Source organism: Pseudomonas sp. LTR0, assembly GCF_036630035.1.
GTDB lineage: Bacteria > Pseudomonadota > Gammaproteobacteria > Pseudomonadales > Pseudomonadaceae > Aquipseudomonas > Aquipseudomonas putida_Y.
This window is the reverse complement of the sequence record NZ_CP123734.1, coordinates 638,616-653,989: the sequence shown is the minus strand read 5'-3', so window position 1 is coordinate 653,989 and position 15,374 is coordinate 638,616. Positions and strand designations below refer to the sequence as shown.

Below are 15,374 nucleotides of genomic sequence, written 5' to 3'. Positions count from 1 at the left end.
ATCTTGTTGATGCGTCCCCTGGTTGCGCCGGAGCTAGATACCTACAGTACGGAAACAGTGTCAGTTGGTTATCAGCCCTTCGCCATCTGGTGCGCCTTTTTGGTGTTAAGCGATCTGGGCCTACCCCTGTCTGTGTCGAATCGCTCTGGCATGGCGAACTCTTTGTAAGTGCTCCATGAACCCCACATTCAAAGCGCTTACCTGATGCCCGATGCTGTGCTCCCGATTTCCTTCTGGAGCCAGCCCTGCATGATGCGCCCCGACAGCAAAGTCGAAAAAGTCTACCTCTACCCCAAGCCTGTGGACTTTCGAAAGTCCATCGACGGCCTTACTGCCTTGGTAGAACTGGATATCAAAGTCGCCGTGTTCGACCCCGTGCTCTTCGTCTTCCTCAACAAGGCGCGTAATCGGATCAAAGTGTTGTACTGGGAGCGCAACGGCTTCTGCCTCTGGCTCAAGCGCCTGGAAGCCGAGCGCTTCAAAATGTCGCCTGAGCCCAGCGACGAAGCGATTGTCCTGACCGTCCAAGAACTCAATTGGCTGCTCGACGGTTTCGACCTTTGGCGCAACCGTCCCCATCAGGTTTTGACTCCGCGCTACGTCGCCTGACCCGGTATAATCCGCGGCATGATTTCCGTGCCCGACAATCTCCCAGACGATCCTGCCCTGCTCAAGCAATTATTGCTTGAGAGCTATGCTGCCCGTTTGCGCGAGCAGGAAGTCAATCAGGCCCACATCGTCCAAATTGACGATCTGAAAGAGCAAATCAAGTTATGGCGTGACCGTTTCTTTGGCCGCAAGTCCGAGCAAACCGTCGATCCCAAAACGCCGCAACTGGCCATGTTCGATGAAGCGGAAAATGACCCTCTGCTGGCTGTAGTCGATGATGCCGATGAAGAAGTCGTTGTCCCGGTCAAGCGCCGTGGCAAGCGCAAGCCACTGGCGGCTAATCTGCCACGTATCGAAGTTATCCATGAGTTGCCCGAACACGAACTGACCTGCGCCTGCGGTTGCCGTAAGCATGTCATCGGCGAAGAAACCAGCGAGCAGCTCGATATCGTGCCGATGCAGATCCGCGTACTCAAACACGTGCGCAAGATCTATGGCTGCCGTGGTTGCGAGACTGCTCCTGTCACTGCTGACAAGCCCGCCCAGTTAATCGAAAAAAGCATGGCCAGCCCAAGCGTGCTGGCCATGCTGCTGACGACCAAGTACGTCGATGGCTTGCCGCTACACAGGTTTGAAAGTGTGCTGTCCCGCCACGGCATCGAGGTTCCACGACAAACCCTGGCGCGTTGGGTGATCCAGTGCAGTAAATACTTCCAGCCGCTGTTGAATCTGATGCGTGATCGGCTGCTGGAAAGTCCGGTGATTCATTGCGATGAGACCCGCGTCCAGGTGTTGAAAGAACCGGATCGAGACCCGACCAGCCAATCCTGGATGTGGGTGCAAGCCAGTGGCCCGCCTGATCGACAAGTTGTGCTGTTCGACTACACCACCAGCCGTGCGCAGGAAGTACCATTGCGTCTGTTGCAAGGCTATCGCGGCTATGTGATGACCGACGATTATGCGGGTTACAACGCTTTGGCGTTGCAGCCCGGTATCGAGCGACTGGCATGCATGGTTCACGCGCGCCGCAAGTTCGTCGAAGCACAAAAGGTGCAGCCCAAGGGTAAGACCGGACGAGCCGATGTGGCGCTGACGATGATCAATAAGCTGTATGACATCGAGCGCGACCTCAAGGAGGTCAGCGACGAACAGCGGTTCATCGGTCGCCAGGAAAGAAGCTTACCGATCCTCGGTCAGCTGAAAAGCTGGCTGGACAAGACGTACGCCCAGGTGACGCCGCAAAGCGTATTGGGCAAGGCGGTGCATTACCTGGCAAACAACTGGAGCCGCCTGGAACGGTATGTCGAAGCGGGCCATTTGCCAATCGACAACAACCTGGCAGAGCGTGCGATAAAACCGTTTGTCATTGGGCGCAAGGCTTGGCTGTTCAGTGACACGCCCAAGGGCGCCACGGCAAGTGCGCAGATATACAGCTTGGTCGAGACCGCCAAGGTCAACGGCCAGGAGCCCTATACGTGGCTGCGCCACGTACTTGAGCGCCTGCCGTATGCGTCGTCGGTCTCAGACTACGAAGCCTTGCTGCCATGGAACTGCTCGCCAGAGATACCACGGTAAGCTGAGGCCCTATCTTTTAGAAGGTGGGGTTCATGGATCGCACTCCGTTTGTCACGCCGATTGTCACGAGTGGAGTAGCCGCAAAGCCAAGTGCGATGAGGGCTGCAGCAATGCTAGAAGCGCCCGTCTCTTTTCAGAAAGAGACGGGCACAGGTTGGCGCAAGATTCGGCCAAGCGGATAGGTTGCTGCAGAGCAGCGAAGTAAGAAGGGTTGTCTGGTGCACGAGGGCCATGATTTGAAGTAGGCATCCATCACCGGGGAGGTGACCGGGCGAGCTGCCGGACGCGAATCGCCATTTGGGGGGAGAACCACCGTAGGAGTGGCGTGACCTTCAAGGCTCGGGTCACCTGGGGTGCTGTCAACGACAGCCTTTGCACTCACTTTTCTACGCCCGCAATCCGAGAGGGTCAAGCGATGTGCACCGCATGGTTTTGCGATTGAAAATGGTACTGGGCGTATGCGGAACACCGTGGCACCCTGTGGCCGATGTGGTGCTTTTGATCTTTTTAGGTGAGGTCCATCCAAACAGGGCGGCTTTGCAGCCCTGTTTGGATGGACCCGCATGGAAAGCGGATCATCGAAACTTCAAAGCCGTGCGCTCACTCGACTGCGCCACGCCTTGCTCTTAGGCTAGAAACGTTTGCCCCCGTCCGATTCGCGAACTCATGCGGCGAGATATGCTCCTGCCGGTTCGCTTCGAGGTAACGGCTCCACCAACTCATGATCATTCGCCGCTCCTCCAGGAACTCGGCCTTGTGGATATACGCCGCCCGAACATTGTTGCGCTCCCTGTGGCTCATCTGCCGCTCGATAGCCGTCTCTGACCACAGCCCGGATTCGACCAAGGCACTGCACGCCATGGACCGAAAGCCATGCCCGCAGATTTCGGTCTTGGTGTCGTAGCCCATGTTCCGCAAAGCGCTGTTGACCGTGTTCTCGGACATTGGCTTCCACGAGCGGGCGTCACTGGTGAATACCAGATCGAAGTACCCCGTGATCGCATGAATCTGTTCGAGCAACGCCACCGCTTGCTGTGAAAGCGGGACAAGGTGGATGTCGCCCGCCATCTTCGTCCCTCTGGTCGAATACGGAACGCCGTCCAACGCGGGCCGCGTGTCAGGTATCTCCCAGATACCCCGCTTCAGGTCGAACTCACTCCAGCGCGCGAAGCGCAGTTCGCTGGAGCGGACAAATACATGCAGCGAGAGCATGACGGTCAGCCGAGTGAGCGTGCGCCCCTTGTAGTTCTCGATGCGGTCCATCAACTCAGGCAGACGTGACAGCGGAAGTGTAGGCCGATGCGTAACCCGTGGCGCGCTGATGAAGCCCTCAAGGTCATATGCAGGGTTCACCGTGATCAGCCGCAGCCGCTTCGCCTCACGCATGATGCTTTGCAGGTAGTTTTGTACCCTCAACGCCACATCGATAGTGCCGCGTTTCTTGATCTCTTCCAGCGGCTGCATGAGGTCGAAGGTATCCAGATCAACGATGGCCCGTGCGCCTAGCAGCGGGAATACGTGAGTCTTCAAACGACTCAGCACAGTCCGCGAATGGCCAGGCGCCCACTTCACGGACATTTCCTTATGCCAGTCCAAGGCAACGCGCTCGAACGTGTGCCCTCTGACAACCGCCTCGGCCTTGGCCTGTTGCTTGGACGCAATCGGATCGATGCCCTCAGCCAGCATCCGCTTAGTCTCCAGACGTTTCTGCCGAGCATCTGCGAGACCGATGACGGGATAGTTGCCAAACGAGGTCAGCCCCTCTCGCCCATCCGGTTTCACATACCGGAAGCGCCAGCCCTTGCGGCCATTGGGGTAAACGAGGAGGTAAAGACCGTCACCGTCAAAAAGCTTGTATGGGCGGTCAGTAGGTTTGGCCGAGCGGCATGCGGTGTCGGTCAGGGGAGCAGTAGTACGAGCCATAAGGGTAAACCCCTTTATCGAATCGACTTTATCCCAAACGTTACCCCTAAAGCGGCTGGCAGCTGTCGGAATCCGACGGAACGCCATAACGAAAAAACCCGCCAGAAGGCGGGTTTTACAGGGGTTTCAGAGATTTTAGTGGCCTTCGCTGGAACCTGAACTGGTGCCGGAGACAGGAATCGAACCTGCGACCTTCGCGTTACGAGTGCGCTGCTCTACCGACTGAGCTACACCGGCGTGTAGCGCAACGTACCACTGCTCACACCCGCAACGCAAACCCCTGTTTCCGCTGGTTTATTGCCCTGCCCTCAAGCCCCCTTGCACCCTTTGGGCGCCAGGTCTTCCTCGATGTCGGTCGTGCACGCCCAGCCGCTGGCCGAACGCGTCAGGGTCAGGGCCTTGCCCAGCGCGTTGGCAGGCGCATCCACCAGGGTGCATACAATGCTGCCGCTACCATCCGCGGCCTTGCCGCTCGCCGTGATCGCACAATGCGCCGTCGCCGGCTGGCCACCCAGGGCGGCGACATCTGCTACATCCTTGCCATCATTCAGCCGCAGATCCATCGCCGTCTTCAGGGCGCTGATCTCCAGCAACCCGGCCGCGGCCTTGGAGCGTGCCTGGTGGTTGGTGTACATCGGTAAGGCGATGGTCGCCAGAATGCCGATGATCGCGACGACGATCATCAGTTCGATCAGGGTGATACCGCGTTGCCCTTTCATGAACGTAGTTCCTTTTTGATTCGCTTACACATTGAGGTCAGTTGCGCCCCAACCGGCAGCGGCGCAGTAGGCCTGAACAGACACCTTTTGTCACCCCTGCCCGCATGGGCGTCATCTTCGCTGAACTACTCTAGTGAGCATCACGGACGCGTGCCCTTGCATGGACGCGGCAAGCTGTTTCCAGGCTTGTCGCCGGGGCTGAACAAGGACCTTTGCATGACTTCATCTTCACTTCTCTACCGCTGGCACGGCACCGACGCCAACGGCACGCCGGTCAGCGGCCAAACACCCGGGCGCAGCCCGGCTTATGTGCGCGCCGGGCTGATTCGCCAGGGCATCACGGTGGCGAGTTTGCGGCCGGCCAGCGGGCTGGCGTTAAGCTTGCCAAAGCGGCGCGAAAAGGCTGACCCGGCGGGGTTCAGCCGGCAGTTGGCCACGTTGCTCAAGGCCGGCGTGCCGCTGCTGCAGGCGTTCGAGGTGATGGGCCGCAGCGGTTGCGATGCGGCGCAGGCGGCGTTGCTGGAAAGATTGAAACAGGATGTGGCCTCGGGCCTGGGGTTGGCGGATGCGTTGCAGCGTCACCCGGCATGGTTCGATGCGCTGTATTGCAACCTGGTACGGGTGGGCGAGCAGTCCGGTACGCTCGACCGGCAGCTGGAGCAGCTGGCCGGCATGCTGGAACAGCGTCGGGTGCTGCACAAGAAGGTGCGCAAGGCGATGATCTACCCGCTGCTGCTGTTGCTGACCGGGCTGGGGGTGTCGGCAATCTTGTTGCTGGAGGTGATTCCTAAATTCGAGAGCATGTTCTCGGGCATGGGCGCGGCGTTGCCGGCATTTACCCAATGGGTGATCAACTTGTCCACAGGGCTGAGCCGGTTTGCACCGCTGCTGCTGGTGATGGGCTTGGTGATGGGTGTTGCCGTGCGCCAGCTTTACCGGCAGCACGCGCCAGCGCGCCTGTGGATATCTTGGCGGGTGCTGGGCTTGCCCGTGTTTGGCAAGTTGCTGGGGCAGGCCGCGCTGGCGCGGTTTGCGCGCAGCCTGGCAACGTCCTACGGCGCCGGGGTGCCGTTGCTGGATGCGCTGGGGACGGTGGCGCGGGTAACGGGTGGCGACCTGCACGAACAGGCGGTGTTGCGGCTGCGCCAAGGCATGGCCAATGGGCAAGGGTTGAACCAGGCGATGGCCGGTGAACCGTTGTTTCCCCCCTTGCTGGTGCAGTTGACGGCCATCGGTGAATCCAGCGGCACGCTGGACCAGATGCTGGAAAAAGCCGCCAGCCATTACGAGGAACAGGTCAGCCAGGCGCTGGACCAGTTGACCAGCCTGCTGGAGCCGGCCATCGTGCTGATCCTGGGCTTGCTGGTGGGTGGCCTGGTGGTGGCGATGTACCTGCCGATCTTCCAGTTGGGTAGTTTGATCTGAACATGACTTTATGGGCTTTGCTGGCTGAACAGCCAGCGTATTTCCTCACCCTTGCCACGGTGCTCGGCCTGCTGGTGGGCAGCTTTATCAACGTGCTGGTGTATCGCCTGCCGATCATGCTGGAGCGCCAATGGCAGCGTGAGGCGCAAGAGGTATTGGGGCTGCCGACCACGCAGCACCCGCGTTTCGACCTGTGCCTGCCGGCCTCCCGGTGCCCACACTGCGCGCACCGGATTCGTGCGTGGGAGAACATTCCGGTCATCAGCTACCTGGCCTTGGGCGGGCGCTGTTCGTCCTGCAAAAACCGCATCAGCCTGCGTTACCCGGTAGTGGAAGTGGCCAGCGCGCTGCTGTCGCTGGTAGTGGCCTGGCGCTTCGGCGCTTCGGTAGAGGCGTTGCTGGCGTTGCCGCTGACCTGGTGCCTGCTGGCGCTGAGCCTGATCGATGCGGACCACCAGCTGCTGCCGGATGTGCTGGTGTTGCCGACCATGTGGCTAGGGCTGATCGTCAATGCCTTTGGTATCCATGTGGCCCTGGCCGACGCACTGTGGGGCGCAGTGGCCGGGTACCTCAGCCTGTGGACGGTGTACTGGGTGTTCAGGCTGGTCACCGGCAAGGAAGGCATGGGCTATGGCGATTTCAAGCTGATGGCGCTGATCGGGGCGTGGGGGGGGTGGCAGGTGCTGCCGTTGACGCTGCTGTTGTCGTCGGTGGTGGGGGCGCTTGTTGGCCTGTGCCTGCTGCGTTTTCGCCGGCATGCCTTGGGCACGGCTATCCCGTTTGGCCCTTATCTGGCAATTGCGGGGTGGATTGCCGTGCTCTGGGGTGATGAAATATACACCTCATACATGCAACTGCTTGGATACTGATGACCACTGCGGCCTTTACCCCCTGGATTCTCGGCGTGACCGGCGGCATTGGGAGCGGCAAAAGCGCCGCTGCCGAGCGCTTTGTCGAGCTTGGCGTGCACCTGGTCGATGCCGACCAGGCGGCGCGTTGGGTTGTCGAACCTGGCCGCCCGGCCCTGGCCAGCATCGTCGAGCGCTTCGGCCCGGGCGTGCTGCAGGGCGACGGCCAGCTTGATCGCGCCGCCCTGCGCCAGCTGATTTTCGCCGACCCGGCGCAACGCAAATGGCTGGAACAACTGCTGCACCCGCTGATCGGTCAGGAAATTTTCAGCTATCTGGCCAAGGCGCAGTCGCCTTATGCGGTCTATGTGTCGCCGCTGCTGATCGAATCGGGCCAGCACCATAAGACCCAACGTGTTCTGGTGATCGATGCGCCGCAGGACCTGCAAATAGCGCGTACCCTGGCGCGGGACAACACCAGTGCCGAGCACGTGCAGGCCATTTTGCAGGCGCAGTTGGCCCGTGAAGATCGCCTGCGCCATGCCGATGATGTGGTGGTCAACGACGGCGGCCTGGCCGCGCTGCATGAGCAGATTGACCGCCTGCACCACTTTTACCTGACTTTGAAAGGAGGCCAGCCATGAGCCAGCCATTGACCGTCGATTGCCCAACTTGCGGCGCGCCTGTGGAATGGAGCGAAAAAAACGCGTTCCGACCGTTTTGTTCGGACCGTTGCAAGCTGATCGACCTGGGCGCCTGGGCGGCTGAGGAGCACAAGATTGCGGGGTCGGAAGAGTCCGAAGATGAGCTGTATTCGGGGGACCTGGAGCCGCGGCATTGAGCTGATCCACAAATACAACGCGGGCCACAACCCGCGCGGTACCTGTGGGAGCGGGCAAGCCCGCGAAGCAGGCGGCGCAGTGGATGGCACGGGCTTCGCCCGTGTTCGCGGGCATGCCCGCTCCCACAGTGAGAGTGCAACCTCTGAGTGCTGTGCATTACCCCCGAAGAGGCCGGCACAGCCACCACACACTCACCGCTCATCTTCCTTCCACGGCGCCTGCAGGTACCGCGTCCGGTTGAAGGTTTCCAGCCACTCGGGGCAAAACACCACCAGCGCACTGATCACCATGCCGTTGATGAACGCCTCGGGGAACATCATCAGCCACAGGTAGCCAACAAAGTCGCTGAGCCACTCCGGCAGGGCAAACCGCCCGTCCAGCCACAACACCCCTAGCGCTGCGGGGACGCAAACCAGCACGGTCAGCGCGGCCGGAAAAAAACCCGAACAAAAGATGTAAACGAACAGGTTGCGGGGCTGGGCACGCTCCACCAATACCGCGCACACCTCGGTAATCAGCACCGGCAAGCCAACCAGCAACAAACCATTCACCCCCAGCGCCGCCAGGTCCTGACGCCCCAGCGCCAGCAAGCCGAGCTGGGCCATGAACCCACCCAGCACCGCCAGCGGCCAGTCCAGCAACAGGGTGACCGCCGTCATGCCAATAAAGTGGTACGACACCCCGGTATCAAAGTCGCGCCGCACCAGCCACAGCGCAAACAGGCAGAACACCGTACCAAACAGCAAATGCTGGCGGCGCCGGTCGGTAAACAGTTCAACCCAGCGAACCTGGCTGACCGCCCAGATCAGCAACGGCACATAACCCAGCCAGCCGAGGGTAAGGGTGGTGCCGGATAACACCTGCGCGCTGATCACCTGAACAATACCCTTTGCAGCCATGTGGATAAAACCGAGTCTACACCCATTCTCCCATGCCTTCGGCTGCGGTAGGCTGTCGCCTTCCATTCGATGCAGGAAGCATTGGTCATGCTGGAAGGAACCAACCCCGCCCTGCTACTGGCAGCGGCACTCAACGCCATCATCGGCGTAATTCACCTGGCCATCATCGCCGTGGGGCCGCGTTGGTACCGTTTGTTCGGGGCCGGCGAGCGCATGGCGGTGGCCGCCGAAAAGGGCCGCTGCTACCCGGCGCTGATCACCGCCGCCATCGCCTGCGTGTTGCTGGCCTGGTCGGCCTATGCGCTGTCGGCTGCCGGGGCGATCGGGCGGCTGCCCTTGCTGCTGCCAGTCATTTGCCTGATCACCCTGGTGTATTTGCTACGCGGTCTGCTGGGGCCAGTATTGCTGGCGGGCACCGGGCGTTCGCAGCGTTTTATCGTGGTCAGTTCGCTGATCTGCCTGGGCTTTGGCCTGGTGCATCTGGTCGGGCTGGTGCAGCAGTGGCCAGTGCTGGGCTGATTCTCACGCTTAAACAGCATCTTACCGTCATCGATTAGCGGCTAAGCTTGTCTGCATGGATGACTCAGACTACCTGCGCCTGCTTACCATCCAGGCCGAACAAGCCAATGCCTTTCTCTCCAACGCCCGTAAGTGGGAGCGGGAGCGTTGGGTGTGCCAGCGCCTGTTGCAGGGGCTGAACATTCCCTACCGCAGCGAGGACTTCACCCCGGCGGGGCAGGAGCCACCAGACGTGCTGTTCCGCGACGCCGCCTTCGAGGTGTTTTTCGTGCTCGACGAGGGCCGCCGGCTGAACGATGAATGGCGCGAGGAGCTGCAGCGGCGGCGCAGTGCGTTTTCCCTGGCGCAACTGGTACGCCGCGAAGCACGCCCACGGCGCATCAGTGCCACCGAACTGCTGGGGCGCCTGGCGCCCACCTTGCGCAAGAAGGCGCACAATTACCGGGAACGCGGGCTGGAGCTGAACGAGCTGGACATCATCGCGTTCTCCAGCCTCAAGCGCGAAGTGCTCGACCTCAACACCCACTTCCCGCCGCCTACCGAATACCTGCGCCAGGGCTGGCGCTCGCTGTCGCTGGTCGGGCCAACCTTTGCCCGGGTACTGTTTGCCCACCCCGATGCGCCGGATTTCCTGCGCGGCAACCTGGGCCGCAGCATCGTCTTCGACGTAGGCATCAGTCTTTGATCCAGTGCAGCGACTGTTTGCGATGGCGTACACTCGGCGCCAGGGATAGAAAGCATTATCATTTGTTTCAAGCGCCTGCGCGAACGCTGTAGCGTTTGCACAGTCACAAACGTCTACCTGACGAGGCCCACCATGACCAGCCGCCTGAACCCGGAAGATCAGCGTCGTGTCGATGAGTATCTGCGAGCCCCCCAGCACCAAGTCGAGCGCAGGCCCTTCCGGCCGTGGCTGCTCCTTGTGCTGGTGCTGGCCGTGACCATCGGGTTGGGTCTCATCAGCCGCCTGCTGAGTGGACTGGTGCTATGAGCTGCTTAGCGCTCGCCCTCCCCTCGTGCAGTTTGCGGCCGGCCCCCAGGGCCACGAATTCCGTAAACCTTATGAGATATTCCCATGACTCATCGCATCGTGATTGTCGGCGGCGGCGCCGGCGGCCTGGAACTGGCGACCCGCCTGGGTAAAAGCCTGGGCAAGCGCAAGCAGGCCGAAATCACCCTGGTCGACACCAACCTCACGCACATCTGGAAGCCACTGCTGCACGAAGTGGCCGCCGGCTCGCTGAACTCCTCGGAAGACGAACTGAACTACGTGGCTCAGGCCAAGTGGAATCACTTCAATTTCCAGCTGGGGCGCATGAGCGGCCTGGACCGTGAAGGCAAGCAGATTCAACTGGCTGCCACCCTCGACGAAGAGGGCCGCGAGCTGCTGCCTGCGCGCACCCTGGGCTACGACACCCTGGTGATCGCCGTGGGCTCCAACACCAACGACTTTGGCACCCTGGGCGCAGCGCAGCACTGCCTGTTCCTGGATACCCGTAAGCAGGCCGAGCGTTTCCACCAGCAACTGCTGAACCACTACCTGCGTGCCCACGCCGGCGACGTGGCCAGCGAAAAAATCAGCGTAGCCATTGTCGGCGCCGGTGCCACCGGTGTAGAGCTGGCGGCCGAGCTGCACCACGCTGCCCACGAGCTGGCGGCCTATGGCCTGGACCGCATCCAGCCCAAGGACATGCACATCACCCTTATCGAGGCGGGCCCGCGTGTTCTGCCGGCGCTGCCGGAGCGCATCAGCATACCGGTTCACAAGACCCTGGAAAAACTCGGGGTGAAGGTGATGACCAACGCCGCGGTCAGTGAAGTGACCGAGGACGGCCTGAAAACCAAGGACGGTGAAGTGATCCAGGCCAGCCTGAAAGTGTGGGCAGCCGGTATCCGCGCGCCAGGTTTCCTCAAGGACATCGATGGCCTGGAAACCAACCGCATCAACCAGTTGGTCGTGCGCCCTACCCTGCAAACCACCCGCGACGACAACATCTTCGCCTTCGGTGACTGCGCCGCCTGCCCGCAACCTGGCAGCGACCGTAACGTGCCGCCGCGTGCACAGGCAGCGCACCAGCAGGCTTCGATGCTGGCGCAAAGCCTGAAGGCGCGCCTGGAGAACAAGGCCCTGCCGACGTACGAGTACAAGGACTATGGCTCGCTGGTATCGCTGTCGCGCTTCTCGGCGGTGGGCAACCTGATGGGTAACCTGATGGGCAGCGTGAAGCTGGAAGGCTGGCTGGCGCGCATGTTCTATGTGTCGCTGTACCGCATGCACCAGATGGCGCTGTACGGGTTCTTCCGCACGGCGTTGATGATGCTGGGCAGCAAGATTGGCCGGGGTACCGAGCCGCGCCTGAAGCTGCACTAACAGGCGCCCGCATGCCCTGTATGGCGCGGGTTTACCTGTGAATGCGATGGTGGCTGCACTGCCGCATTCGCGGGTGAACCCGCTCCTACAAAGGGGCGGTGTGGCAAACAGGTGGGATTTGCACCGATGGGCGCATTTTTCGAGGCAAAAGAAAAAGGGCATCTCATGCGAGATGCCCTTTGTTCATGGTGGGTCGTGTAGGATTCGAACCTACGACCAATTGGTTAAAAGCCAACTGCTCTACCAACTGAGCTAACGACCCAAAAATGGTCGGGGTGAGGGGATTCGAACTCCTGACATCCTGCTCCCAAAGCAGGCGCGCTACCGGACTGCGCTACACCCCGAGTGTTTCAAAAAAAAGGGCATCTCTTTGGAGATGCCCTTTTCTACATGGTGGGTCGTGTAGGATTCGAACCTACGACCAATTGGTTAAAAGCCAACTGCTCTACCAACTGAGCTAACGACCCGGAAAATGGTCGGGGTGAGGGGATTCGAACTCCTGACATCCTGCTCCCAAAGCAGGCGCGCTACCGGACTGCGCTACACCCCGAGATTGGCTCCGCGACCTGGACTCGAACCAGGGACCCAATGATTAACAGTCATTTGCTCTACCGACTGAGCTATCGCGGAACTGAACTTCGGCACAACTCCGAAGACTGTGTTCGCTTCGGACTCTTTAGCTTCTTCGCTTTTGCGTTGTCGCTGCTGAGGCCGGCTATTCTACATTCTTCGTTTTGCTTGTCAACCACTTTTTTTCATTCAACTTACTGATTTGTAAGTTGTTTTGCGATCACTGATGTTGCTGGTGATTCGCTTAGTGCCTGACAACGCGGCGTATATTAGGGGCACTCTAAATTTGATGCAAGCAAAAATTTCAAAAATTTCAGGCGGTTACCCCGGATTGGCGCAAAGGCCCGAAATAGCTGGGCTGGACCGGCATTTGTAACAGGCAAAAAAAGCCCCGCAAACGCGGGGCTCATGGTGCAACACAATCAGCCGAAGACGATTTCGTCGCCTTCCACCCTGGCGGTGATCGCCGTACCGGGCAGGAACTTGCCGGCCAGAATCAGCTGCGCCAGCGGGTTCTCGATCCAGCGCTGGATCGCCCGCTTCAGCGGCCGTGCGCCGTATACCGGGTCGTAACCCACGGCAATCAGCTTGTCCAACGCCTCTGGGCTCAGGCTCAGCGACAGTTCGCGCTCCAGCAGGCGGCTGCGCAGGCGGCCGAGTTGGATTTCGGTAATACCGGCAATCTGCTCGCGGCCCAATGGCTCGAACACCACCACTTCGTCGATGCGGTTGATGAACTCCGGACGGAAGTGTGCCCCCACCGCATCCATCACTGCCGCACGCTGTGCCTCGCGGTCACCCACCAGTTCCTGAATCTGCGCCGAGCCCAGGTTGGAGGTCATCACGATCACGGTGTTGCGGAAGTCCACGGTGCGCCCGTGGCTGTCAGTCAAGCGGCCGTCTTCCAGCACCTGCAGCAGCACGTTGAACACATCCGGGTGGGCTTTTTCCACCTCGTCCAGCAGCACCACCGAGTAAGGCTTGCGCCGCACGGCCTCGGTCAGGTAACCGCCCTCTTCATACCCGACATAGCCTGGCGGTGCACCGATCAGGCGCGCTACGGAGTGCTTCTCCATGAATTCGGACATGTCGATGCGCACCATCGCCTCTTCGGTGTCGAACAGGAACTCGGCCAGCGCCTTGCACAGTTCGGTCTTGCCCACACCGGTCGGGCCGAGGAACAGGAACGAACCACTCGGCCGGTTCGGGTCAGACAGCCCGGCACGTGAGCGGCGTACGGCGTTGGCGACGGCGGTTACCGCCTCGCCCTGGCCAATCACGCGCTGGTGCAGCAGCTCTTCCATTTTCAGCAGCTTCTCACGCTCGCCTTCGAGCATCTTGGCCACAGGAATGCCGGTCCACTTCGACACCACTTCGGCAATTTCTTCCTCGGTGACCTTGTTGCGCAGCAACTGGTTGTCGGACTTGCCGTGCTGGTCGACCATCTGCAGGCTGCGCTCCAGGTCCGGGATCACCCCGTACTGCAGTTCGGCCATGCGGCTCAGGTCGCCTTTGCGACGGGCGGCTTCCAGTTCCTGGCGAGACTGCTCGATCTTTTGCTGGATCTGCGCCGAGCCCTGCACTTCAGCTTTCTCCGAAGCCCAGATTTCTTCCAGGTCGGAATACTCACGCTCCAGCCGCTCGATTTCCTCGGTCAGCTTCTCCAGGCGCTTTTTCGCCGCTTCGTCTTCCTCTTTCTTCAGCGCCTGCGACTCCACCTTCAGCTGGATCAGGCGGCGATCAAGGCGGTCGAGCACTTCCGGTTTGGAGTCAATCTCCATGCGGATGCGGCTGGCCGCTTCGTCGATCAGGTCAATGGCCTTGTCCGGCAGTTGGCGGTCGGTGATGTAGCGGTGGCTGAGCTTGGCCGCAGCGATGATTGCACCGTCGGTGATGGCCACCTTGTGGTGCACTTCATAGCGCTCTTTCAGGCCACGCAGGATGGCGATGGTGTCTTCCTCGCTCGGTTCCTCGACCAGCACCTTCTGGAAGCGGCGCTCCAGGGCGGCGTCCTTCTCGATGAACTGGCGGTACTCGTTCAGCGTGGTGGCGCCAACGCAATGCAGCTCGCCGCGGGCCAGGGCCGGTTTGAGCATGTTGCCGGCGTCCATGGCGCCCTCGCCCTTGCCGGCGCCGACCATGGTGTGCAGTTCGTCGATGAACAGGATGATCTGGCCTTCTTGCTTGGAAAGCTCGTTCAGCAGGCTTTTCAAGCGCTCTTCGAACTCACCGCGGTACTTGGCACCGGCAATCAGCGCGCCCATGTCCAGCGCCAGCAGGCGCTTGCCTTTGAGGCCGTCAGGCACTTCACCATTGATGATGCGCTGGGCCAGGCCTTCGGCAATGGCGGTTTTACCCACGCCAGGCTCACCGATCAGCACCGGGTTGTTCTTGGTACGGCGTTGCAGCACCTGCACGGTACGGCGGATTTCATCGTCACGGCCAATGACCGGGTCCAGCTTGCCCTCTTCGGCACGCTTGGTCAGGTCGACGGTGTACTTGTCCAGCGCCTGGCGCGATTCCTCAGCGTTGGCGTCATTCACTGCCGCGCCGCCACGCAGGTTGTTGATGGCATTTTCCAGCGCTTTCTTGCTCACGCCCTGGCTCAGCAGCAGCTTGCCGAGCTTGCTGTTTTCGTCCATGGCGGCCAACAGCACCAGCTCGCTGGAAATGAACTGGTCACCCTTCTGCTGTGCCAGACGGTCTGCCTGGTTAAGCAGGCGCGCCAAGTCCTGCGACATGTTCACGTCGCCGGTAGGGTTCTGTATTTTTGGTAGTTGGTCGAGCTCTTTCACCAGCCCCTGGCGCAGGCCATTGATGTCGAAGCCTACCTGCATCAGCAGCGGCTTGATGGAACCGCCCTGCTGTTCGAGCAGCGCCTGTAACAGGTGCACGGGCTCGATGGCAGGGTGGTCCATGCCAACGGCCAAAGACTGGGCATCGGATATTGCAAGTTGCAGCTTGCTGGTTAAACGGTCTATTCGCATGGTGTACCTTCCTTTAAAGGGCAGGTCGGAGCGATGGACAGCGCCTGTTTATAAAGAAACCTGCCTGAGATGACTTTATAGATAAGG

General features: G+C 60.6%; 14 protein-coding genes and 6 tRNA genes. 10 read left to right on the top strand and 10 right to left on the bottom strand.

The window, feature by feature from the left end:
- Window positions 1–249: 249 nt before the first annotated feature.
- Both tnpB and QCL51_RS03055 read left to right on the top strand, forming a co-directional pair.
- The gene (gene tnpB / locus QCL51_RS03060; RefSeq protein ID WP_019437365.1) at window positions 250–609 is read left to right on the top strand and encodes an IS66 family insertion sequence element accessory protein TnpB; all 360 of its coding nucleotides are present in this window, start codon (window positions 250–252) and stop codon (window positions 607–609) included.
- 18 nt (window positions 610–627) lie between these two features.
- Complete coding sequence (locus tag QCL51_RS03055; RefSeq protein WP_232893739.1) at window positions 628–2,184, top strand: IS66 family transposase; 1,557 nt, start codon at window positions 628–630, stop codon at window positions 2,182–2,184.
- 600 nt (window positions 2,185–2,784) lie between these two features.
- On the opposite strand, the gene QCL51_RS03050 is transcribed toward QCL51_RS03055, so the two are convergent.
- From QCL51_RS03050 to QCL51_RS03040, 3 genes are all read right to left on the bottom strand, one after another.
- Window positions 2,785–4,107, bottom strand: a complete 1,323-nt coding sequence (locus tag QCL51_RS03050; protein WP_338444589.1) for an integrase arm-type DNA-binding domain-containing protein — start codon at window positions 4,105–4,107, stop codon at window positions 2,785–2,787.
- Window positions 4,108–4,268: 161 nt separating this feature from the next.
- Window positions 4,269–4,344, bottom strand: a tRNA-Thr gene (locus tag QCL51_RS03045).
- 71 nt (window positions 4,345–4,415) lie between these two features.
- Window positions 4,416–4,826, bottom strand: coding sequence for a pilin (locus tag QCL51_RS03040; RefSeq protein WP_012051131.1), 411 nt, complete (start codon window positions 4,824–4,826; stop codon window positions 4,416–4,418).
- A gap of 216 nt (window positions 4,827–5,042) precedes the next feature.
- Here QCL51_RS03040 and QCL51_RS03035 point away from each other — a divergent pair, with 216 nt between their 5' ends.
- Genes QCL51_RS03035 through yacG form a run of 4 tightly spaced genes read left to right on the top strand, consistent with a single transcriptional unit; the run spans window position 5,043 to window position 7,940 of the window.
- Window positions 5,043–6,251, top strand: coding sequence for a type II secretion system F family protein (locus QCL51_RS03035; protein ID WP_338444588.1), 1,209 nt, complete (start codon window positions 5,043–5,045; stop codon window positions 6,249–6,251).
- Window positions 6,252–6,253: 2 nt separating this feature from the next.
- Window positions 6,254–7,120, top strand: a complete 867-nt coding sequence (locus QCL51_RS03030; protein ID WP_338444587.1) for an A24 family peptidase — start codon at window positions 6,254–6,256, stop codon at window positions 7,118–7,120.
- Window positions 7,120–7,743, top strand: a complete 624-nt coding sequence (gene coaE, locus QCL51_RS03025; protein ID WP_323601676.1) for a dephospho-CoA kinase — start codon at window positions 7,120–7,122, stop codon at window positions 7,741–7,743. The genes QCL51_RS03030 and coaE overlap by 1 nt, the downstream gene beginning before the upstream one ends.
- Entirely contained in the window at window positions 7,740–7,940 is a 201-nt protein-coding gene (gene yacG, locus QCL51_RS03020; RefSeq protein WP_010951889.1) for a DNA gyrase inhibitor YacG, read from the top strand. Before coaE ends, yacG begins: the two co-directional genes overlap by 4 nt.
- 192 nt (window positions 7,941–8,132) lie before the next feature.
- Here yacG and QCL51_RS03015 read toward each other — a convergent pair whose 3' ends face one another.
- Complete coding sequence (locus tag QCL51_RS03015) at window positions 8,133–8,840, bottom strand: energy-coupling factor ABC transporter permease (protein ID WP_103470188.1); 708 nt, start codon at window positions 8,838–8,840, stop codon at window positions 8,133–8,135.
- An 87-nt stretch (window positions 8,841–8,927) separates the two neighbouring features.
- Between QCL51_RS03015 and QCL51_RS03010 the strand changes: the two genes are divergently transcribed.
- The 4 genes from QCL51_RS03010 (at window position 8,928) to QCL51_RS02995 (ending at window position 11,730) form a co-directional block, all read left to right on the top strand.
- Window positions 8,928–9,359 carry a hypothetical protein gene (locus tag QCL51_RS03010; protein WP_103443441.1) on the top strand — a complete coding sequence of 144 codons (432 nt, stop codon included), beginning with the start codon at window positions 8,928–8,930 and terminating at the stop codon, window positions 9,357–9,359.
- A 55-nt stretch (window positions 9,360–9,414) separates the two neighbouring features.
- Window positions 9,415–10,044, top strand: coding sequence for a DUF1780 domain-containing protein (locus QCL51_RS03005; protein ID WP_003247546.1), 630 nt, complete (start codon window positions 9,415–9,417; stop codon window positions 10,042–10,044).
- A 132-nt stretch (window positions 10,045–10,176) separates the two neighbouring features.
- Complete coding sequence (locus QCL51_RS03000; protein WP_008091951.1) at window positions 10,177–10,350, top strand: DUF3094 domain-containing protein; 174 nt, start codon at window positions 10,177–10,179, stop codon at window positions 10,348–10,350.
- Between the two features lie 84 nt (window positions 10,351–10,434).
- Entirely contained in the window at window positions 10,435–11,730 is a 1,296-nt protein-coding gene (locus tag QCL51_RS02995; RefSeq protein WP_060546218.1) for an NAD(P)/FAD-dependent oxidoreductase, read from the top strand.
- Between the two features lie 186 nt (window positions 11,731–11,916).
- On the opposite strand, the gene QCL51_RS02990 is transcribed toward QCL51_RS02995, so the two are convergent.
- The 6 genes from QCL51_RS02990 to clpB form a co-directional block, all read right to left on the bottom strand.
- Window positions 11,917–11,992, bottom strand: a tRNA-Lys gene (locus QCL51_RS02990).
- Between the two features lie 5 nt (window positions 11,993–11,997).
- Window positions 11,998–12,074, bottom strand: a tRNA-Pro gene (locus tag QCL51_RS02985).
- A 47-nt stretch (window positions 12,075–12,121) separates the two neighbouring features.
- Window positions 12,122–12,197 (bottom strand) — tRNA-Lys (locus QCL51_RS02980).
- A gap of 6 nt (window positions 12,198–12,203) precedes the next feature.
- Window positions 12,204–12,280, bottom strand: a tRNA-Pro gene (locus tag QCL51_RS02975).
- 4 nt (window positions 12,281–12,284) lie between these two features.
- A tRNA-Asn gene (locus QCL51_RS02970) sits at window positions 12,285–12,360 on the bottom strand.
- A gap of 362 nt (window positions 12,361–12,722) precedes the next feature.
- Window positions 12,723–15,287 carry an ATP-dependent chaperone ClpB gene (clpB, locus tag QCL51_RS02965; RefSeq protein WP_338444586.1) on the bottom strand — a complete coding sequence of 855 codons (2,565 nt, stop codon included), beginning with the start codon at window positions 15,285–15,287 and terminating at the stop codon, window positions 12,723–12,725.
- Window positions 15,288–15,374 lie beyond the last annotated feature (87 nt).